Below are 19,593 nucleotides of genomic sequence, written 5' to 3'. Positions count from 1 at the left end.
CTTAAGTGATTAGAGTGTCTACTTATGATCACTTTCGACGGGGTTACCAAGTCCTACTCGACTTCTAGCCGACCAGCTCTCGACGACGTTTCAGTCCACATAGATAAAGGTGAGTTTGTCTTTCTCATTGGACCGTCGGGCTCTGGTAAGTCGACCTTCCTGCGCCTTATGGTGCGTGAAGAGAAAGTGGATTCAGGAAAACTGACGGTTGCAGACCAGGATCTAACCAAGATTTCTCGTCGCAACATCCCGAAATTGCGTCAAAAGGTGGGGTACGTCTTCCAGGACTTCCGCCTGCTGCCAAAGAAGACGGTGTACGAAAATGTCGCGTTCGCATTGCAGGTAATTGGCAAGCCGAAGGCGAAAATCGACAAGGCAGTTCCGGAAACGCTCGAAATGGTCGGGCTCTCGGGCAAGGAAAACCGCTACCCGCACGAGTTGTCTGGTGGTGAGCAGCAGCGCGTCGCCATTGCTCGCGCCTTCGTCAACCGCCCGCTCATCTTGCTTGCCGACGAGCCCACCGGCAACCTCGACCCAAGCACCTCCGGTGACATCATGCTCCTGCTTGACCGCATCAATCGCATGGGCACGACCGTTATTGTGTCGACTCACGACAACGATGCCGTGGACTCCATGCGTCGCCGCGTGCTGGAGCTGGAGCTGGGGCGTCTCGTGCGTGACGACGCCACGGGTGTTTACGGCCTGAACAATTAGCAGACAGTCCATCGGTAGAAGAACTCATTCGAAAGGTATTACTGACCTATGAAGACTCGCTTTGTCCTCGGTGAGGCTTTCTCCTCCTTGGGCCGAAACATCACGATGACCATCGCGATGATCATTACGACTGCGGTGTCGTTGGCGCTGCTGGCGACGGGCATCCTGGTTACTGAGCAGACCAGCCGCACGAAAGATCTTTATCTCGATCGCGTAGAAGTGCAGATCGAGCTGAATGAACAAATCTCCGCCGAGGATCAAACTTGCTCATCGCCGGAGTGTGCTGAGGTCGTCGGCAAGCTTGAAGAGGCTGACGGCATTGATTCGGTGACCTTCCGAAATCGTCAGCAAAACTTTGACCACTTCGTGGAGATGTTCAAGGACAGTGACCCCGTGCTCGTGGAAAATGCGACGCCGGAGTCGCTGCCGGCTGTCGTGATGGTGCGTCTGAGTGATCCGACCGATGTCAGCCCGCTCGATCCGATTCGGGAGCTACCACAGGTCGACCACGTTACTGATCAGCATGAAGAGATCGGTACTGCAGCTCAGAACCTGGACTCGGTTCGAAATGCGACCTTCCTGCTAGCGGCGGTGCAGGCCGTTGCCGCGGTGTTCCTGATTGCGAACATGGTGCAGATTGCGGCGTTTTCGCGTCGTAAGGAAGTTGAGATTATGCGCATGGTCGGTGCCAGCCGCTGGTTCACGCAGGCGCCGTTCGTCCTCGAGGCTGTGATTGCGTCGCTGATTGGTGGTGTGCTGGCTATCGGTGCGCTGTTCCTGGGCAAGGCGACGGTTATCGATCCGGCGCTGAGCAACCTGTACAAGGCACAGCTCCTGGCGCCGCTGACCAACGGCGATATTGGTGTAGTGGCGCCGATTGTGGTGCTTATCGGTATGGTCTTTGCTGGGCTTGTTGCACAGGTCACGCTGCGTCTTTACTCACGTGACTAGGGTTGCAAAAAGGTTAGCGATTAGGCCCCGCGGTTAAACCCGGCGAATAGGGTCGTCGCGCCCTGCCGGGTAAACTGTGGACTATGAATAATGACGACGTCCAGCGCCCACCGAAGCTCGACAAGAAGGCTTATGAGGCCGAGCTCAAAAAGCTCCAGGCAGAGCTCGTCGAAATGCAGCAGTGGGTGGTAGAAACCGGTGCCCGAATTGTCATCGTGATGGAGGGGCGTGACGCTGCCGGCAAGGGGTCGGCCATTAAGCGCATCACGCAGTACCTGAACCCTCGTACCTGTCGTATTGAGGCCCTGCCGGCTCCGACTAGCCGTGAGCAGGGTCAGTGGTACTTCCAGCGTTACGTCGAAAAGCTGCCGACTGCTGGTGAAATCGTGATTTTCGACCGCTCCTGGTACAACCGTGCCGGCGTTGAGCGTGTCATGGGCTTCTGCACTTCGCAGGAGTACCGTCGCTTCCTGCATCAAGCGCCGATTTTTGAGCGTCTGCTGGTCGAAGACGGCATTATCCTGCGTAAGTACTGGTTCTCTGTGTCGGACGAGGAGCAGGTTGCCCGCTTCAAGTCCCGTCGTGAGGATCCACTGCGCCGCTGGAAGCTCTCGCCGATGGATCTGGAGTCCATCACCCGCTGGGAGGATTACTCCCGTGCAAAGGATGAGATGTTCATCCACACCGATATCCCGTCCGCACCGTGGTTCACGGTTGAGTCTGAGGACAAGAAGCGTTCGCGTATCAATGTCATCAACCACCTGTTGACGACCATTCCGTACGAGCGCATTCAGCGCGATGTTCCGGAAATCCCGGAGCGTCCGGAGTCGGAGGGAAGCTACGAGCGTCCGCCGCGCACTGAGTTCCGCTATGTGCCGGACGTTGCTGCCAATCTCGAGGCTGACCGCGTGAAGGGCGCAGGCAAGTCCGATAAGAAGGGCAAGAAGCACAAGAAGGACAAGAAGAGCAAGAAGAAGTAGCTCCTTAGTCTCAGTGAGGTTCTGGTCGTCAGAACCTTCCTGTTAGGACCTTTCCCTGGTTAGTTATCTGTGTCACACTGGGTGACATGACTGCTACTGATAACGGTTCTGGCACTGCACGCACCGAGGTCGATGAGCCGAAGGTGCTGCGAGAAGTCCACGGGCGATCTGGTCACCTTCGGCTGAATAGGCCGAAGGCACTTAATTCGCTCGATTTGGATATGGTCACCGAGGTCGTCGAGGGGCTCCGCGCATGGCGTGACGACGACTCGGTGGACCACATTGTTGTTTCATCCGGTCACCCCAAGGCGTTTTGTGCCGGTGGTGATGTGCGCGCAGTTCGGCAGGCTGTGCTCGATGGCGTTCCGGAGCAGGGGGAGGAGTTTTTCCGGGATGAGTACGAGATGAACGCGATGATTGCGGAATTCGCGCAGTCCAAGCCATATATCGCGATTATTGATGGCATCGCTATGGGCGGTGGCCTTGGTGTTTCCATGCACGGCTCCCACCGAATCGTGACCGAGCGTGCCAGCGCTTCCATGCCAGAAATGGCAATCGGCTTTATTCCCGACGTTGGAATTACCCACTTTTCGCAGCATGTGAACATGCGGTTAGGAGGGCCCTCGTCGGCAATCGCGAGGTTTACCGGGCTGACCGGTTACCGCCTAACTGCGGCGGACATGCTGTGGTCTGGATGGGCGACACATGCGGTGCCATCCGCGCAGCTGGACGAGTTTGGTGCGGCTCTGGACCGCGATGGAATTGATTCGGCGCTCGCGGAGTATGCGCTCGATGTGGACTCAGCTGAGGCTCGTGATCTGCTCGGGGATCCGCAGTTGGCCGAGTGGAGCGACTGCATTGAGGCTTGCTTTGGGGCTGATACCTGGGCGGAGATTGAGCGAGCTCTCAACGAAGCCGCTGAGGCGGGCTCCTGTGCATCGTCAACAGTGGAGACTTTTCGCGACCTGCTGGCACCCGCCAACCCGGAAAGTCTCGTAGCGGCCGTGGAACTCTATGCGGCTAACTCGGCCCACGAGGTCACCTTGCAGGAGGCGCTAGACCGGGAAATGAGGCTTGGCGCTTACATGCGTCAGCACCCCAATTTTGCCGAAGGCGTGCGGGCAGTGTTGGTGGATAAGGACCGCGACGCCGCCTTTAAGCCCGCTACCGTGCAGGAAGTTGATGTCGAAGAGATTCGACAGCACCTTCGTTAGACAAAGCTGTGGCGGCCAGTCGTCGGCGCGAAATCATCGGCGATCATGGCCGCCAATTCGAGATAGCTCTGGGTGGTGGCGGGCTGGAGATTGTCCAGCTCGATATTGGCACCATTTGCGATATGCGGATCATAGGGGATGACCTGTACTGCGCGGCAGCGCTGGGCAAATAACTCGTGTACGGTCTCTGTGGACAGTCCCTGTTTATTTAGCTCGTTGACCACCACGACAGTGGTAGAGACCAGCCGTTCGAAGCCGTGCGCTGAAAGCCAATCCAATGTCGTCCAGGCGCTTTTCACGCCGTCCAGTGCAGGCGTGGTGACCAGCACCAGACAATTGGCCGCAGACAGAATCGAAGCGGAGATGGGCTGCGTCAGGCCGGTACCGCAGTCTGTCAGACTCACGTTGTAATGCCGCCGAAGGATGTCGAGGGCCGCGCAGTATTCGCCGTCGGAAAGCGCGATCGTCGATGTCGGATTTTGGTCGCTGCCGACAACCTCCAGCCGTGACGGCGTGTGTGATGTATATGCGCGGACCTGCGCGTATTTGTCCGTATCCGGGGCTCGGAGCAGATCGCGAATAGATGCGGGATTGGCTGCGGTGACGCGTGCGCCGAGGGTGCCAAAGTCCGGATTCGCGTCGATCGCGACGATTCGGTCACTGCGCAGGCTTGCAAGCGTGGCGCCCAGGCACATGGTTGTCGACGTCTTGCCAACGCCGCCCTTCACGCTGATAACAGCGATGTTGTAGTCACCGTAGATAGGCTGTCGCACCCGCTCTATCAGCTCGCGTTGCTTGCGTGCCGACGATGATTCCCGCGGTGAAATTGCGCCCCAGGTGGCCTTATGAACCCAGCTGCGCCAGCCCGACTGTGGTGCCTGCCGCGAGTTCAGGCTAGCGGCCAAGTCTGAGACGGAAACTGCGTGATTGACTGCGTGTTTGGTGGAAGTCATAGACTTCATCCCCTCCCCAAAAATCCCCAAAGTATGTCCCCGCCGTCGTTTTTACCACGCAGCCAGGACGACGGCGACTCCAAAGAAGGCATCGAGAATTCCGACCTGTTTCGGAGTCCACGGCCGAGCGCGGCGAGCGCCGGAGATTGGCATGGTAAAAGACCTGATGAGAAGCCCAATTGCGACGATGGGCACACCGATGCTGATGAGGTTCCGGTCGTGGAGGACGAGCCACCCGATGATGGCCACGGCGGTAATGAGAACGTGATACGTGACCGAGCCAATGAGCCACTGGCGGTTGCCGCGCTTGCGAATCATAGTTTTTACATAGGGCACGGTGCCGACGAAATATCCAGCGTAGATAGCCGCAATTGCCCAAGCTTTCGGGGTTGGTCCGGCGATGATAGGCACCATGAGGCTAGCGGCCAGAACGGTGGAGACACCAGAGAGAAGTGAGCGCGGTCGGCGGCGGTAGGTCTCCCAAATAGCGATAGTGGCAAGAGGGGCAATGAGGGCGACCCAGGTGAGGAGGGAAACGTCGGCAAGCAGTGTGATGCAGCCGGCGACGGCGGTGAGCGCGGTGTATGTGGCGGCGGGTGCGAGGTGGCGGCGTTGGCGACGAGAGCGGAGCCAGACGCTCACGGCGAAGAAAGCGAAGTAGCCGAGCAGCCAGGTTGCGGTGACGGCAAGGCCTGTCCATGTGGGGTTGAGGGCGAGAGCGGTCAGCGGGGGAATGGTGACCATGAACCAGGCGCCGTGCTGGTCCGGAACCCAGCCAGCGGAGCGCTTGTGGTGGAAGCGGCGGGCGGGGCGGGAAGGACGTGGCTGGCAGGGCTTTTGGCTCATACTACGCATTATAGATGCGTAATTATGTTGGGGCTGTATTAGAACCTCATATTGAAACCTCATTGAATAAAATGCACATGCGCGCAAGGCGACAGTGCTAACGTTGAACTCGCATTCTCAGGGCGAGGTGAAATTCCTCACCGGTGGTGATGCTGCGGCTGACGCAGACAAGTCCACGAGCGCCCTACCTGTGGCCAGAAGGGTCGTCAGGTAGGGGACAAGCAGATTTCGGTTGGAATCCGAAACCGACGGTCATAGTCCGGATGAAAGAGAAGGAGTTGAATAATTCGTGGAATACGTGTCGGATTTTTTGGTGGGTTTCCTCACTGCACAGCTCAGTGTGGCGGGAGCACCAATCTTGATTCGAGAAATTGTCGGTAACCTCTTTGGCCTGGCGTGTGCCTTCCTAGGTATGAAACGGAAGGTATGGGCTTGGCCGGTCGGCATTATCGGAAATGCCTTGCTGTTTACCGTCTTCCTCGGCGGAGTTTTCCACACGCCGCAAAATCTTGATCTCTATGGCCAGGCGGGGCGTCAGGTCATGTTTATCGTCGTCAGTCTCTACGGATGGTTCAGCTGGGTCAAGAGCCGCAATCAGAGCGGTGACGAGGTCGCAATTGAGCCTCGGTGGGCGACGGCATCGGAACGCATTGGGATGATTACCGTGGCTATCTTCGCCACTGTGATTTGTGCCAATATCTTTGAGATGCTGGGCTCGTGGGGGCCATGGGCCGATGCCTGGATTTTCGTCGGTTCGATGTTGGCGACCTGGGGTATGGCCCGCGGGTGGAACGAATTCTGGCTAATTTGGATTGCCGTTGATGCCGTGGGAGTGCCGTTGCTGCTCAAGGGTGGCTACTACCCGTCGGCGGCGCTGTACCTCTTCTACGGATGCTTCGTTATTTGGGGCTTTGTCTCCTGGGTTCGCCTCGAGCACCAGAGCGACAATGACCAGCAGAAGAGCTCCGCGACCGACCAAGTACCGGCTTTGGCAGCAGCCGAGCGGTAGGATAGTCCAGGTGAGCTTCCGACCAGATAACTCCCGTACCAACCGCGCCCATCAAGCCGAAGAGCGTGCCCGCAGTCTCGTGCAGGACGTCCTCGACCGCGAGGAGCGGGTACGCAACAATCTGGCCAGCGCTGATGTCGACCCGTGGACGATGCGTTTCGTCGTCGATGAGTCGATTTCTGAGGGCGCAATCATCACCTGGCGCAATGAGGCCACTCGTGCCCGCCGCATCATGCGCCGCTATGACATTCAGCGGGGCTACCGCGAGAAGTTGCGCGAAGTTGAAAAGCGCATCGATGCCATGTTGCACCTCGCGGAATCGCTGGAGGAGTCGTGGGACGCCGCGGCACACGCTTCGAAGAGGCTTTCCGACGCGGAGGCCCGCGATGTCGCCGCCTTTGAACGCGAGCGCGAGCGGCAAAATGACGCGGCAGAGACTAAGCGGCAGCGTGAGGAGAAGGTCCGCAAGTTCCGTCGGAAAGCGGAGAATATTGCTACCGACGCGTGGGACGCGGGCCGTGACGCGCTGGAGAAGCTGCCGCCGCTGTCGTCTTCGCTGAAGGACATCGCGGCTAAGTTCCGTTCGCGGGGCTCGGAGGAGGAACCGCGCGAGGTACGGCGGGCAACAGCCCGCGACCTGCGCAAGGAGCCCCCGCTGCCGGAGGACTAGCGCTCCTCAGCTTTAGCTGCCTGGACTACCTCAACGAGCTTGGAAATCTCCTCGTGAGAGGGGCGGATATCCGGATGCGTGCGACAGTAGTCCAGCAACAAATAGCCAGCTGTGCGAATGCGACGATGCCCATCCCAGTGTGGAGTGGCGATTTCGGGGTCGTTGGTGGCCAAAGACGAGATGGCCTGGCGCTCACTGAGCAGCTCGTACTGGAGATCTCGACGAATATCGAGCGCCTGATTCGGAGTACCGGTTAGCAGCGCGCCGAGAAGAGCGCCCATCTGTCGATAGCAGCGCGGAATATGACGCAGGTAGTGCTTTTCAATGCTCTCGGTTGGCCAGAAGTGCAGGACAGCGAGAGCCAGCGCGCAGGCGATACCGACTTCCAAGACACGATCGGTCACAATCGGTGCGAGTTCGCCAGCGACGTTTCCGCCCAGCAGCAGAGCCAGCGGAGTGGTGACGATTGTCGTCAGCGCATAGTTCTTCACCACGAGAACCTCCGCGCCGAATTGGCAGGCTGCAAGCGCGATAAGTAGCGTCCAGCTGTCCAGGCCAAAGGAAAAGAGCAGCGCATAGAGGAAAATGCCGATAATCGAGCCCACCATGCGGTGAATCCCTCGGATCGAACCAGCGGTGCGGTCGGGACCCCACTGCAGAGTCATCAATGCGCTGACCACCGCCCAGTCAGGCCGGTCGAGACCGATTAGCACGCTGATGAGGCCGGCTAAGCCACCGGTAATAGCAACCTTTGCCGCAGTCATCGACGCATGGGAATAGCGATCGAAAGAGCGGAAGATTCGGTAACTCACGCTTGGTCGCGCGAGTGGAATGGTTGTCTGCGTCTCGTCGAAGAGGTTAGGTGTGTCCACGATGTCCACAGCGCTGCCGTGCACGCCCAAGCGTCCGCGGATAGCAATCAGCCGCTGATGAGCAGCAATGACACGGTTGACCAGTTCCGTGTGGGAGGGCTTAACGATTTTGCTGCCACGGATGATGCCTGCGTCGGCAAGCGATTCCCATGCGTCGGTGAGTGCAGTTTGCGCCTGGTGATGAACGGCGAACGATGTCGAGTCTGACTTTTCCATCGCGTCGATGGCTGATTCAAGGGATTCGACAGCCGCCATCTCGGGGCCATGCGGATTCCACAACCGCGGTGCCATTCCGATGACTATCGCGGAAAGCACACCAACGGTAGCCCACATGGCGGTTTCCACCGGGTTGAAGCCGAGGCGGGCGACCATTGTTGTGCCGCCGGAGACCATCACAATGAAGAATGAACCTGGCGGTGGCAGGCGCAGTGCGTTTTGAATAAAAGCGCCGATGGTGGCCAACGCCGTGGTAAAAAGTGCGATGAGCAGCAGCCATAGATTGCTGCCGCCGGAAGCGATCTCACCGTGGACCACTGATCCGACAAAACTGCCGGACATAACTCCGGCGATCAGGCATAGCCCGGCGATGGCCATCACGCGCAGACGACTGCGGTAGGGGTGGCCTTCGCCATAGATGACCACGCACCCACCAGCGGCGATAAGGAGCATCTCCGAGCCATGTCCGGTGAGAAGTGCCACGGCACCCGGCAGGAATAGCGCGAGTGCTGCGCGGAGGGCACCTGGCCATCTCTGCGCACGGGAGTGGAAGGCAGTAAAAAGTTGCCATGCACTTGGTTGTGGAGGAAGCTCAACCGTTTGGCTCAATGTTGGTGAAATCTCCTTAAAACTCTAGTCAGCGACCAGCGTCTCGAGCGTGAACTCCGGGTGCTCCTTCTCAATGAAGGACAGCTTCCACTTGTCGCCGAAGAGGGCGATGAGGGCGCCGTCGGAACGCGTGAAGATCTCCACGCCGCGCTGCTTTGCCAGCTCAGGCGCGGTCTCTTCGTCCGTGCGGCGGGCGACGGAGTAGGGGATTGGCTCGGCGATGGTCTCGACGTTGTACTCGTTTTCCATGCGTGCCATCATGACCTCGAACTGCATCGGGCCGACCGCGGCCATCACCGGGGCGGCATCGCCGCGGGCATCGTTGCGCAGAATCTGCACCACGCCCTCGGCATCGAGCTGATCGACAGCCTTACGGAACTGCTTGTACTTGCCCAGGCTCTTGGCGCGCAGAGTGCGGAAGTGCTCGGGCGCGAACTGCGGCATCGGCTTGAATTGAACCTTGCGGCCCTCGTAGATCGTGTCACCCGGCGCCAGTGAACCCGCATTGACCAGGCCGACAATGTCGCCCGGGTAAGCCGTCTCCACAGTCGAACGTGTCCGGCCGAAAACGGTCAAAGCATACTTTGTGGAGAAAGTACGTCCCGACTGCGCATGCGTGACCTGCATGCCGCGGTCAAACTCGCCAGAGACAACGCGCATGAAGGCCAGCTTGTCGCGGTGGTGCGTATCCATACCCGCCTGCACCTTGAACACGACGCCCGAAAAATCATCCGTCGGTTCGCGCTTTTCGACGATAGCCCCCTGGCCGCCAGCCGCTGCAGCGGCAACGGCAGCCGGGTCGGACTCGCGGGCACCAGGTGCCGGAGCCAGCTCGCAGAGAGTGTCCAGGATCTGGTGGACACCCCAGTTCAGCATGGCGGAGGCGAAAATCACCGGAGAGGTGTCGCCAGCGAGGTACATCTCCTGGTCGTGGTCAGCGCTATCGGCGGAGAGTAGCTTGGACTCCTCGGCGGCGGTCTCCCAGGCATCGCCCTGTTCAGCGGCGGCCTCCTCTGGGGTGAGGTGCCGCTCTGCGGCAATGGTGGCGCCACCGGCAGTGCGCTCGAAGCCAATGAACTGCTTGGCTTCACCGTCCTCGCCACGCTCCAGTAGACCGCGGAAGTCGCCGGCTTCGCCGACTGGCCAGTACAGCGGTGTCGGCTGCAGGCCAATCTCCGCGACAATCTCATCCATCAGTTCCAGGGGAGCCTTACCCGGGCGGTCCCACTTGTTGATGACGGTGACGATGGGAATTCCGTTGGACTTACAAACCCGGAACAGCTTCAACGTCTGAGGCTCGAGACCCTTGGCGCCGTCGACAAGCATGACTGCGGCGTCGACAGCGGTGAGCACGCGGTAGGTGTCCTCGGAGAAGTCGGCGTGACCAGGCGTATCGACGAGATTGATCATGTACGGCTCGCCGTCGTGCCCCTCTGGCTGGTACTCGAACTGCAGCGCGGAAGAGGCAATCGAGATGCCGCGATCCTTCTCCATGTCCATCCAGTCGGACACAGTCGACTTACGGCCGGCCTTGCCGTGGACAGCACCGGCTTCGTTAATGACATGAGCATGCAGCGCCAGCGCCTCGGTGAGCGTGGACTTACCGGCATCCGGGTGTGCGATGACGGCGAATGTGCGGCGGCGTGCGGCTTCTTCGGCGAGAGTGGTCACAGGGAAACTACGCTTTCCTTAAAAAGAAAATCGGAATAAGGGAATCGGGTTCAACCTTTCTAACTTACCGCTCCAGTGGGGTAAGGGGTCAATTGCAGTTAGAGGTTGAACAGCTCGCGCAGCGTCGTGATGACGCCTTCCTCCGCGTTCGACGGTGCGATGTCGGTGGCGCGGCGTTTGATTTCCGGGTGACCGTTGGACATGGCAAACGAACGGCCTGCGTGGTCGATGAGCTCGAGATCATTCAGGTAGTCAACGAAGCAGACAGTTTCGGCAGGAGAGACACCTAGGGCCTCCTGCAGGGCGGCGAGTGCCGTGCCCTTGTTGGTGTTGGCATCGATGAGGTCGACCCAGTGGGCACCGGAGACTACCGCGCGCAAGTGCGAGCTTTGGGAACGCAGGTAATCGGCCGATTCCTCTTCGACGGAGTAAGGATCAAAGGCGGCAATTTTGACGATGCCGTCCTCGGCGGCAGCGGCGATGACATCATCGACCTTCTGCAGCTTCAGGTAGTACTTGGCGGCCTCGTTGAACTGCAGCTGCTGAACTTCCTCCGGAATATTGAAATGCGGCGGGAAAAACTCCACGTATGCGCTGGCAGCGCCGCAGATAATAACCGACAGGGGAGTACGGCCCGCCGCCACACGGTTGTCGTTGAACTGGCGGATCGCGTGCACCAACTGGGTGACAACGCCGTGGTCGATGCTGGTAACCGAGACCACCTCGCCCGCATCCGCGACGTAGTTGCCGTTTTCCGCAATGATTGGGATGCGGTGTGCAATGGGGGCGAACTGGTCGGCCAGAGTCGCGTACTGGCGGCCCGACGCGGGAGCGAAGTGGACACCGCGGTCGAGCAGTTCGGTGACTACCGGCCAAAAGGAATCCGGGATTTCCTTGTCTTCATTTAATAGAGTCCCGTCCATATCCGTGACTACAAGGCGGTATGGCGGCTGGGCGGGAGATTGCTGCTGGATATCCAGGGGTTCCGTCATGGCTTTAATTCTAACGGGTAAGTAGGGTTCACTTTTCTTCCTCAGGTCGCCTCCCAGCGCCTCCCCCGATTGGGTGAAAGCTGGGCCACAATACGGGGTACCCAGTTGAGGACGATAGCCGTTGAATAGCGTGTGCGGGGTATTTTGAGGGGGAACTCATACTCATTTAAGCCAGGAGGATTTATGTCGGATTCGGCCCCCATCAAGCGCAATGACTGGAATGAGCGCATCAGCCTTGCAGAGCAGATGATCCCCCTCCTGGGACAACTGCGTCGCAACAACGATGTCGTGACTTCAATCTTCGGCCGCCGACTGGAAAACGTTACCGAGACCGGCATCATTAAGTCGCACCGCTACGCCCGTCGCATCACCTCGCAGGAGCTGCCGCTGAGTCAGACCCTGCCGATTCTGCAGGAACTGGTGAAGATGGATCTCGGCACCGCCTCCATTGACCTGGGCGCCCTGGCTACCAGCTTCGAAGAGGAAGGCGGCGATCTGCGCGCATTCCTCGAGCGTGAGCTTGCCGACGTCATCGGTGCCGGGACACAGACCCCGAAGACCGACATTGTCCTCTACGGTTTCGGCCGCATCGGCCGCCTGCTGGCTCGCATTCTGCTGGCTCGGGAGGCACTGTTCAACGGCCCGCGCCTGCGCGCAATTGTGGTTCGCCAGAATGGTGAGGACGACATCGTCAAGCGTGCTTCGCTGCTGCGCCGTGACTCCGTCCACGGAGCATTCGACGGCACCATCTCGGTTGACCGCGAAAACAACATTATTTGGGCAAATGGCACCCCGATTCAGGTCATTTACTCCAATGACCCGGCAACTGTTGACTACACCGCCTACGACATTAACGATGCGATTGTCATTGACAACACCGGTCGTTGGCGTGACCGCGAGGGACTGTCGCAGCACCTTCAGTCCAAGGGCGTTTCCAAGGTTCTTCTTACCGCACCGGGCAAGGGCGATGTGAAGAACATCGTCTACGGAATCAACCACAACATCATCGAGGAATCTGACAACATTTTGTCGGCAGCTTCCTGTACTACCAACGGCATCACCCCGGTGCTGAAGGTCGTCAATGACAAGTGGGGTGTCGAGTTCGGTCACGTCGAGACCGTCCACTCCTTCACCAATGACCAGAACCTGATTGACAACTTCCACAAGGGTTCCCGCCGTGGTCGCGCAGCCACCCTGAACATGGTTCTCACTGAGACTGGTGCCGCAAAGGCCGTCGCCAAGGCTCTGCCGGAGTTCGAGGGCAAGCTGACCGGTAACGCCATCCGCGTTCCCACCCCGGACGTTTCCATGGCGGTGCTGAACCTGACCCTGGACACTGAGGTCGACCGCGACGAAGTCAACAACTACCTGCGTGAGGTTTCCCTCAAGTCCGTTCTGCGCCAGCAGATTGACTACATCCACTCCCCGGAAGTGGTTTCCACCGACTTCGTCGGCTCCACCCATGCTGGCATCGTCGATGGTCTGGCTACCATCGCCAACGGTAAGCACCTGGTGCTCTACGTCTGGTACGACAACGAGTTCGGTTACTCCAACCAGGTCATCCGCATTGCTGAGGAGATCGCAGGCGCTCGTCCGCGGGTCTACCCGAAGCGCAAGCACATCGACGAGCTGTAAGTCGGCGGTCCTGGGCTTGAGCTGCTGAGCCCTCGAAGGCCCTCTTCCCCCTCCTAAACCACGGGGGTTGCGGCGATGGGGAGGGCAGGGGAGGGGGACGGGGAGATTTTCCTGTCCATCGACGACGACCTGGATTCCGCGTATGAGCCGTTCGAGTTGGTGAGGATTGTGATCCTGCCGGAACTGAGCGACGAGGATCTGGTTTTCGGCCTCCAATTCCGGGCCTCCGGCGACATCGAGCACGGGCGGGGGATGAAGATTCGGGAAAGTGATTTCGGGATCGTCGAATACGGCTCGGCGGAAGTGGCCCTGTTCGGCGCCTAGGTGGCGGTGTCTGGCCGCCACTCGGTTCCAATCCGCGTGGGGCCCTATGTGGATTGTCAATAGTCAGGCGGGACTTTCACGTACATCGTATGGGAGGGGTGTAGCCATGACTGATCGCCGGGCCGCATCGTGCGGGCCGGCGGTGATCAGCGCAGCGGTCTACGCAGCCGTGGCGATGGTTCTAGCAGGGATTTCTCGGAAGAACTCACGCCGAGTCAACAGGGCATAGATGTCGTTGCAGCGGCTCCGGGCAAGCCATATCACCGCGGCATTGTGCTTCTGTCCTTCAGCCCGTTTACGCAGGTAGTAGTCGCGCGATGCGGGATGGCAGTGCGACGCGATCCACGCCGATCGAAACATCGCGTTTTTCAACTGTTTATTGCCGGCCCTGGTGGGAAACTCGCCGCGGACCGACGTACCCGACTGCCGGGTGGTCGGCGTAAGCGGCTAAGTGTGCGGCGTCGGCGAAGTCCTGGCAATCGCCGATGGACAACACGATGTTAGAGGCGGTCTTGATGCCTACGCCGGGCATCGACATCAAGACCTGGGCAATAGGGAACGATTCGAGCATCTCCTCGACTTGTCCGGCAATCGTGTCGCGCTGTGCTTGAAGCGCTTTGATGTTCGCCGCCAGCTGGGGAATGACCAATTCTGCTGCCGCAGTGCCGGGTACCGTGACAGTTCGCTCGGCAAGGGCGGCGAAAATTGCGTCAACCAGGGCAGCAGGGGCCTTCTTGGCGCGGTTGCGCATCCACTTCAGGCCCCGGCCTCGACCTGCGGCGGCCAGTTTTGTCGGACCTTCGTAGTGGATGAGCGAGTCCAGCACCAGCGTGCGGGAGAGAATCTCGCCTGCAAAGACGCGCTCGAGTACGGGGCGAATCTCTGTGAGCACGCTGGGAAGGCGGTTTTTCGTTCGGGGGGGGGCGGGGGTAATTTCAGTAAATTGAGCCTGGCGTAATCCGATAAGCATTGCCTAACCTAATACTGTTTCAGGTGGTGTTCCCGATCGGGAATCGGCAACGGAAGCGAGGCGGCGACGATGAACGGAAAACGTGGATCGACCGGAGAACCCCTCTCCGGAGGGGGAGCCGGGGACGCGGTGGCGTCGCAGACGGATGACGGGCGGTTGGTGCACGTCGCACCGGTCGCAGCTGGTGGCCGACCATCCATCCGCGACATGCTCGTCGCCGCCGCGATCGGCGTCGCGGGGTCTCTCATCATCGTGCCCCTGACCTACCTGCAGGTGTTCGCCGGCATCGCCCACGTTTATCTCGTCGCGGCGACGCTCGGGTTGTGGTTCCTGCAGTGCGTTGTTCCCCTCATCGTCGTCCGCAAGCCTGGCGCGAGCCTTATCGCGTGCCTTGCCATGGGCGTCGTGTCCGCGGCGACCACCCCGTTCGGCGTCGCCGCAATCGGGGCGCTGACTATGGAAGGATTGCTCATCGAGCTTCCGTTCATGGTCACCCTGTACCGGCGGTGGACGCGTCCCCAGTTCGTGGCGTCGGCGATGTTGTTCTCCGCGCTGATGGGAACGATGGCCCCGCGCGCAGTCGGCGTCGACTCGCCGACCACGCCCATGACCCTGATTAGCTTCGCCGTAGCCTTGGCATCGAGCCTGGTGTTTTTGGTCCTGGGCTTTGCCGTCGCAAAGGGGCTTCGCAGCCGCGGAGTCACCCGGTGACCGGCGGAGCACCCGCGTGCGCCGGTGCGACACGCGGGACGGCCCCGGCCCGGTTACGGGTTAGTGGCGCGGGCGTCCGGCACGCCGATGGGCGATGGGCACCCGACATGGTGGATCTCTCCTTCGATTTCGGCACGATTAACGCCATCACGGGACCCGTGGGATGCGGAAAGACGAGCCTGGCCCACCTCATCGCTGGACTGATCCCCTCGCACATCCCCATCGACCATGCCGGATTCGTGCACATCGTCGATGCCGACGGCACCGAACGCCCCGTGGACGGGGACCGGGTCACCTTCGTCGGGCAAGACCCGTCGACGCAGGTGCTCACGCTCCGAGTCGTCGATGACGTGTCGATGGCCCTCGAGTTTTCCCTCGTGGAAGCCGGCATCGTCGCCAAGCAATCAGCCGAGGCCCTATCGGAGCTCGGGCTGTCAGAGCTCGCGGAGAAGGATCCGTGGGCTTTGTCGGGTGGGCAACGCCAGCGGATGGCCATCGCCGGTGCTGTGGCCAGGGCGCCGGAGGTCATGATCTTCGACGAGCCCGCGGCCCACGTTGACGAGGACGGTCGTCGGTCGCTGTTCGCCGCCATCCGTGATTTGCGGGCCCCGGGGCGCGTTATCCTGCTCATCGAGCACGACCTCCGCCCGTTCGACGGGTGGGTCGACACGGTGACAATCCTCGATGCGGACGGGAGCGTCGCCGCGCACGGAGCACCGGAGGGCATCGCGGTGAAGGGCATTGCGACGTCGGCCGCGCCCGCCGGAGCGCCGGACGCCAGTACGCCGGGCACGGGGGCACCGGACCGTCCCGATTTGGAATCGGAGGCGGATGCCGTTCCACTGCTGGCCTTGACCGGAACCCACGTGGCCCGAGGCGGGGAGAGGATTCTGGACGGGGCCGATCTGACACTGGAACGGGGCGAGATTCATGCCCTAGTCGGCGCCAACGGAGCCGGTAAGTCCACCTTGCTGGCGGTGCTGTCAGGCCAGATGAAGGCGGGAGCGAACTTCCGGATCGACGGCGCGTCCGCCCGGCGCGTCCCCGACGCCTTCGCGTCGTGGGCGTTCCAGAACCCCGAGCACCAGTTCACCCGCGCGACCGTCGCCGCGGAAATCGACTCCGCGCTGGCCGGCACGGACCCGCACGGACCACTCGGCGCCGATGAGCTGCGGAAACTGCGGGAAGCCCTGTGCCCCAGGGCACTTGACCCCGTCTCGCCGTTCGTCCTGTCGGGCGGACAGAAAAGACGGTTGGGCATCTTCCTGGCGGTGGCGGCCAATCGCCGTTTGCTGCTTCTCGACGAGCCGTTGGCGCACCTGGATTCGCCGAGCTCGCGCATCGTACTGGATGCGCTAGCGGAATACGCCGGGGCCGGCGGAACCGTTGTGTTCACGTGCCACGACCGCCGTGTCGCGCGAACGTGGGCAGATAGGGCGAGCATCGTCGCCGAAGGGAAGGTCGCCTGGTCCGGTCCCGCAGCCGACCTGCCGGCTTCCCCGGAGTCGTCCCGGCGGGATCGCCCACTGCCCGCGGCCGGCGCACGGACGTCCTTGGACGAAAGCCCCTGGACCAGTGAATCCGCCGCTCGAAGGCGCGCGGGGTTGAACGCCATCACGATTGTCGCGGCGGTGATGTTCGTCCTCGTCGCCGGGCTGCTCTCCGGCGGAGACGCCGTTCTCGCCCTGACGGTGGTCGGGTTCCTCGCACTCGCTGCGATCGCGGAACGCGACGTTCGGGCGACGGCGGGGAAGGTCCTTCTTGTCCTGTTAATCGGGGGGTTCTTCGGCCTGCTCGGGTGGCGCTCCGAGTTCTACGGAGGTGGGGATGCGTCGGAAGCCGTCCGCCACGGCATCCATCACGGACTGCTGTTGATGGCCGTGTTCGCGGGGACGGTCCTGGTCTCCGCGTGCATGCGCGTCGAGGAGCTTTTCGACGCCATGGTGCAACGCCTCCGGGTGCCCTACACATGGTGCACCATAGCGATTTCCGGGGTGAGCATCGCAGCGTTCCTGCGCAGTGAAATCCCCCAGCTGACATGGGCGATTAGATTGCGCTCGATGCGACCGGAGCAGTCTTTCCGCTCCGGTTTCATTCGCGCGACGACGCCCGCGCGCATCGCTTTCCCGTTGTTCGTCAGCGCCGTGCGCTGCGCCGAAAAGCTGTCCCTGACCCTGGCGATGCGCAACTTCGGCCTCTATCCGCGGCGTACCTTCCGCACCGATCACCCCTGGCGAGTGCGTGACGGGTTCGCGGCCGCAGCGTCCGCCGCGGTCTTCGTCGCCGCCCTGGTGTCTGCAGTGACTTGACGGGCGCCTGGAACCGGCGGGTCCCGGGCCCGCGAGCGTTTCTGAGCTTGTGCGGAGACGCGCCCCACCCAGTTGCTTCACCCTTTCAACCCTTCAGACACATCCTCCGGGTCACGCCATGCGGGCCCGGTCCGCCCGGCACCGGCATGGCGCCGACAACCGAAAGAGGTACCAATGAACACGATCCGGACCATCAGCGACGTGCTACGGGACAAGGCCGATGAGACGAAAAAGGGGATCACCTTCGTCGAGAATCGGCGGGACGTCTTCGTCCCGTATGGCCGGGTCCATGCGGAGGCGGTGGCGGCTGCGACTCGGTTGGCCGAAGCCGGCATCGGCCCCGGCGATCGCGTGATCTTCCAGGTTTCGGAGAACCGCGGGCTCATCCGGGCGTTCTGGGGCTGCGTCTACGCCGGCGCGGTTCCGGCGCTTGCGCCGCCGGTGTCGGGCCCGGTTGACGTCGACAGGGTGCGGACGCTCTCGGACATGATGCCCGGGGCCCCGATCCTGGTCGACGAACGCAGTTACACGCTGCTCACCGGCGCAAACGGTGCCGTGGTCGTGGGCGAGGATCGGCTGCTCGACGTGTCCATCGTCAATGACGCTGCCGCGGAACCGGATGCGGCGATGCCGGGTGATGCTGAATCGGACTTCTCTCAGGCGGGTGACGTGGATTCCGGGGATGGCGCCGGGGCGGTCCCCGCGTTCCCGGTGCGAGGTGGGACGGCAGGCGAAGCCCTCATCCAGTTTTCGTCCGGCTCCACGGGATCGCCAAAGGGCGTCATCGTAACCAACGAGTCCGTGCTGAACGGTCTGCGCGCGACGATCCCACGCCACGCGCACCGGTACGAGAACAAGATGCTCACGTGGCTGCCTTTGACCCACAACCTTTCGCTGATCGGCTTCCACGTCTACGCCCTTTTTCGTGGGTACGACCAGGTGTTGCTGCCGGTTTCCGAGGTGGTCGCCGATCCCCCGAGGTGGTTCGAGGCCGTGACCAGGCACCGGCCGACGGTGACAGTGTGCCCGAACTTCGCGTTCAAGCATTTTCTGCGCCATCTCGAGCGCCGGCCCCTCGGGGATGACCACGGTTACGACTTCTCCAACGTCCAGAAGCTGATGAGCGGTTCTGAGCCCATCGACGCTCCATTGGCCCGGAAGTTCCTCGCGGCGATGTCCGCCATGGGCCTCCGGGAGGATGCCCTGACCTCCGCCTACGGAATGTCCGAAGCTTGCCTGCTGGTCACGACCCGGGATATCTACTCGGGTCTGTCCACGGTGCGACTTGACCGGACGGGCATCGCCACGGGGCAGCGTTTCGAGGACATCGAGAGCGAGTCCGGAGCTGAGTTCGTCGCCTTGGGCAAGGCCGTCCCGGGGATTTCCTTGACCATCCGCGATGACGGGGGCGGGGTCCTCGGCGACGGCACCGTCGGTGAAATCCACATCGCCGGCGCTCCGATGACCCGCGCCGCGATCACAGCAGAGGGGATCGTGGAGCACGAGCTCACCGATGATGGGGCGTTCGCAACGGGGGACATGGGCATTCTCCGCGACGGCGAGTTGTTCGTCCTCGGCCGGAAGAAGGACATCATCTTCGTCAACGGCCGGAATTACTATTCGGCTGATTTGGAAGCCGTGCTGGAGAATGTGCTTGACCGCGATGTTGCCGTTCTCGGCCGGAGCAACCCAGCCACGGGCGAAGAGGAGATCGCCGTGTTCTTGGCCAGGCGGACCCCGACCGATCGTAAGGCCGACGATGCGACCGGTGCCGGGCAATCGGACGGGGATGAACCTCCGATCGATGAACAGGCGGTGGCCCGGTCCGCGACGACCGAGCTGATGCGCGTCGCCGGGGTGCCCGTCTCCAGGGTTCTGTGGGTCGACGAGCTGCCCGTCGCGTCGAACGGCAAGAAGCTCCGCCGCAAGCTCGAGGCTCTGCTCTGA

General features: G+C 61.3%; 17 protein-coding genes, 1 pseudogene and 1 riboswitch. Of the genes and pseudogenes, 12 read left to right on the top strand and 6 right to left on the bottom strand.

Annotated elements, in window-relative coordinates; translation table 11 throughout:
• Positions 1–24 precede the first annotated feature (24 nt).
• The 4 genes from ftsE to HMPREF2857_RS00685 all read left to right on the top strand — a co-directional run bounded on the left by ftsE (position 25) and on the right by HMPREF2857_RS00685 (position 3,859).
• Positions 25–714, top strand: a complete 690-nt coding sequence (gene ftsE / locus HMPREF2857_RS00700; protein ID WP_016423233.1) for a cell division ATP-binding protein FtsE — start codon at positions 25–27, stop codon at positions 712–714.
• Positions 715–762: 48 nt separating this feature from the next.
• A complete protein-coding gene (gene ftsX, locus HMPREF2857_RS00695; RefSeq protein ID WP_070642144.1) occupies positions 763–1,665 on the top strand; it encodes a permease-like cell division protein FtsX in 903 nt (300 codons plus the stop codon).
• Positions 1,666–1,748: 83 nt separating this feature from the next.
• Positions 1,749–2,645: a polyphosphate kinase 2 gene (ppk2, locus tag HMPREF2857_RS00690; protein ID WP_070437500.1), complete on the top strand. Its 897-nt coding sequence runs from the start codon at positions 1,749–1,751 to the stop codon at positions 2,643–2,645.
• Between the two features lie 86 nt (positions 2,646–2,731).
• Positions 2,732–3,859 carry a 3-hydroxyisobutyryl-CoA hydrolase gene (locus tag HMPREF2857_RS00685; RefSeq protein WP_070642141.1) on the top strand — a complete coding sequence of 376 codons (1,128 nt, stop codon included), beginning with the start codon at positions 2,732–2,734 and terminating at the stop codon, positions 3,857–3,859.
• On the opposite strand, the gene HMPREF2857_RS00680 is transcribed toward HMPREF2857_RS00685, so the two are convergent.
• On the bottom strand, positions 3,856–4,812 hold the full coding sequence (locus HMPREF2857_RS00680) for a MinD/ParA family ATP-binding protein (protein WP_016423229.1): 957 nt from the start codon (positions 4,810–4,812) through the stop codon (positions 3,856–3,858). The genes HMPREF2857_RS00685 and HMPREF2857_RS00680 overlap by 4 nt on opposite strands.
• 51 nt (positions 4,813–4,863) lie before the next feature.
• Entirely contained in the window at positions 4,864–5,658 is a 795-nt protein-coding gene (locus tag HMPREF2857_RS00675) for a YwiC-like family protein (RefSeq protein ID WP_070642139.1), read from the bottom strand.
• Positions 5,659–5,767: 109 nt separating this feature from the next.
• Positions 5,768–5,937: riboswitch (FMN riboswitch) on the top strand.
• Between the two features lie 10 nt (positions 5,938–5,947).
• Between HMPREF2857_RS00675 and pnuC the strand changes: the two genes are divergently transcribed.
• Both pnuC and HMPREF2857_RS00665 read left to right on the top strand, forming a co-directional pair.
• Positions 5,948–6,667 carry a nicotinamide riboside transporter PnuC gene (gene pnuC, locus HMPREF2857_RS00670; protein WP_049192843.1) on the top strand — a complete coding sequence of 240 codons (720 nt, stop codon included), beginning with the start codon at positions 5,948–5,950 and terminating at the stop codon, positions 6,665–6,667.
• 10 nt (positions 6,668–6,677) lie between these two features.
• A complete protein-coding gene (locus HMPREF2857_RS00665; RefSeq protein ID WP_016423226.1) occupies positions 6,678–7,337 on the top strand; it encodes a hypothetical protein in 660 nt (219 codons plus the stop codon).
• Here HMPREF2857_RS00665 and HMPREF2857_RS00660 read toward each other — a convergent pair.
• The 3 genes from HMPREF2857_RS00660 to HMPREF2857_RS00650 all read right to left on the bottom strand — a co-directional run bounded on the left by HMPREF2857_RS00660 (position 7,334) and on the right by HMPREF2857_RS00650 (position 11,697).
• Entirely contained in the window at positions 7,334–9,034 is a 1,701-nt protein-coding gene (locus HMPREF2857_RS00660) for an FUSC family protein (protein WP_070642137.1), read from the bottom strand. The two genes, HMPREF2857_RS00665 and HMPREF2857_RS00660, sit on opposite strands and share 4 nt — an antisense overlap.
• Before the next feature lie 24 nt (positions 9,035–9,058).
• Complete coding sequence (locus HMPREF2857_RS00655; RefSeq protein ID WP_070642134.1) at positions 9,059–10,705, bottom strand: peptide chain release factor 3; 1,647 nt, start codon at positions 10,703–10,705, stop codon at positions 9,059–9,061.
• A gap of 98 nt (positions 10,706–10,803) precedes the next feature.
• The gene (locus HMPREF2857_RS00650; RefSeq protein ID WP_070602839.1) at positions 10,804–11,697 is read right to left on the bottom strand and encodes a Cof-type HAD-IIB family hydrolase; all 894 of its coding nucleotides are present in this window, start codon (positions 11,695–11,697) and stop codon (positions 10,804–10,806) included.
• A 183-nt stretch (positions 11,698–11,880) separates the two neighbouring features.
• Between HMPREF2857_RS00650 and HMPREF2857_RS00645 the strand changes: the two genes are divergently transcribed.
• From HMPREF2857_RS00645 to HMPREF2857_RS11375, 3 genes are all read left to right on the top strand, one after another.
• Positions 11,881–13,332 carry a glyceraldehyde-3-phosphate dehydrogenase gene (locus HMPREF2857_RS00645; protein ID WP_049172209.1) on the top strand — a complete coding sequence of 484 codons (1,452 nt, stop codon included), beginning with the start codon at positions 11,881–11,883 and terminating at the stop codon, positions 13,330–13,332.
• A gap of 75 nt (positions 13,333–13,407) precedes the next feature.
• Positions 13,408–13,656, top strand: coding sequence for a hypothetical protein (locus HMPREF2857_RS00640; protein WP_016423221.1), 249 nt, complete (start codon positions 13,408–13,410; stop codon positions 13,654–13,656).
• A 106-nt stretch (positions 13,657–13,762) separates the two neighbouring features.
• The gene (locus HMPREF2857_RS11375) at positions 13,763–13,885 is read left to right on the top strand and encodes a hypothetical protein (protein ID WP_256375556.1); all 123 of its coding nucleotides are present in this window, start codon (positions 13,763–13,765) and stop codon (positions 13,883–13,885) included.
• A 134-nt stretch (positions 13,886–14,019) separates the two neighbouring features.
• Here HMPREF2857_RS11375 and HMPREF2857_RS11275 read toward each other — a convergent pair.
• A pseudogene (locus HMPREF2857_RS11275) lies at positions 14,020–14,188 on the bottom strand (IS110 family transposase); the annotation flags it as partial.
• 567 nt (positions 14,189–14,755) lie between these two features.
• Between HMPREF2857_RS11275 and HMPREF2857_RS00630 the strand changes: the two are divergent.
• The 3 genes from HMPREF2857_RS00630 (at position 14,756) to HMPREF2857_RS00620 (ending at position 19,593) form a co-directional block, all read left to right on the top strand.
• Positions 14,756–15,337, top strand: a complete 582-nt coding sequence (locus HMPREF2857_RS00630) for an ECF transporter S component (RefSeq protein WP_246819564.1) — start codon at positions 14,756–14,758, stop codon at positions 15,335–15,337.
• 107 nt (positions 15,338–15,444) lie between these two features.
• Positions 15,445–17,646 carry an ATP-binding cassette domain-containing protein gene (locus HMPREF2857_RS00625; protein WP_246819563.1) on the top strand — a complete coding sequence of 734 codons (2,202 nt, stop codon included), beginning with the start codon at positions 15,445–15,447 and terminating at the stop codon, positions 17,644–17,646.
• Positions 17,647–17,820: 174 nt separating this feature from the next.
• Positions 17,821–19,593, top strand: coding sequence for an AMP-binding protein (locus tag HMPREF2857_RS00620; protein WP_016423217.1), 1,773 nt, complete (start codon positions 17,821–17,823; stop codon positions 19,591–19,593).

The sequence above is a fragment of the Corynebacterium sp. HMSC076C10 genome (genome assembly GCF_001812455.1).
Taxonomy (GTDB): domain Bacteria; phylum Actinomycetota; class Actinomycetes; order Mycobacteriales; family Mycobacteriaceae; genus Corynebacterium; species Corynebacterium jeikeium_D.
The sequence above is the reverse complement of the archived record's forward strand: the minus strand, read 5'-3'. Positions and strand labels throughout refer to the sequence as shown.

Bases quoted from the DNA above. Each gene is read 5' to 3' on its own strand.
- HMPREF2857_RS00620 (WP_016423217.1), top strand. From the start codon at position 17,821: ATGAACACGATCCGGACCATCAGCGACGTGCTACGGGACAAGGCCGAT.
- HMPREF2857_RS00645 (WP_049172209.1), top strand. From the start codon at position 11,881: ATGTCGGATTCGGCCCCCATCAAGCGCAATGACTGGAATGAGCGCATC.
- HMPREF2857_RS00680 (WP_016423229.1), bottom strand. From the start codon at position 4,812: ATGACTTCCACCAAACACGCAGTCAATCACGCAGTTTCCGTCTCAGAC.
- HMPREF2857_RS00625 (WP_246819563.1), top strand. From the start codon at position 15,445: ATGGTGGATCTCTCCTTCGATTTCGGCACGATTAACGCCATCACGGGA.
- HMPREF2857_RS00675 (WP_070642139.1), bottom strand. From the start codon at position 5,658: ATGAGCCAAAAGCCCTGCCAGCCACGTCCTTCCCGCCCCGCCCGCCGC.
- HMPREF2857_RS00650 (WP_070602839.1), bottom strand. From the start codon at position 11,697: ATGACGGAACCCCTGGATATCCAGCAGCAATCTCCCGCCCAGCCGCCA.
- HMPREF2857_RS00685 (WP_070642141.1), top strand. From the start codon at position 2,732: ATGACTGCTACTGATAACGGTTCTGGCACTGCACGCACCGAGGTCGAT.
- HMPREF2857_RS00640 (WP_016423221.1), top strand. From the start codon at position 13,408: ATGGGGAGGGCAGGGGAGGGGGACGGGGAGATTTTCCTGTCCATCGAC.
- ppk2 (WP_070437500.1), top strand. From the start codon at position 1,749: ATGAATAATGACGACGTCCAGCGCCCACCGAAGCTCGACAAGAAGGCT.
- ftsX (WP_070642144.1), top strand. From the start codon at position 763: ATGAAGACTCGCTTTGTCCTCGGTGAGGCTTTCTCCTCCTTGGGCCGA.
- ftsE (WP_016423233.1), top strand. From the start codon at position 25: ATGATCACTTTCGACGGGGTTACCAAGTCCTACTCGACTTCTAGCCGA.
- HMPREF2857_RS11375 (WP_256375556.1), top strand. From the start codon at position 13,763: ATGACTGATCGCCGGGCCGCATCGTGCGGGCCGGCGGTGATCAGCGCA.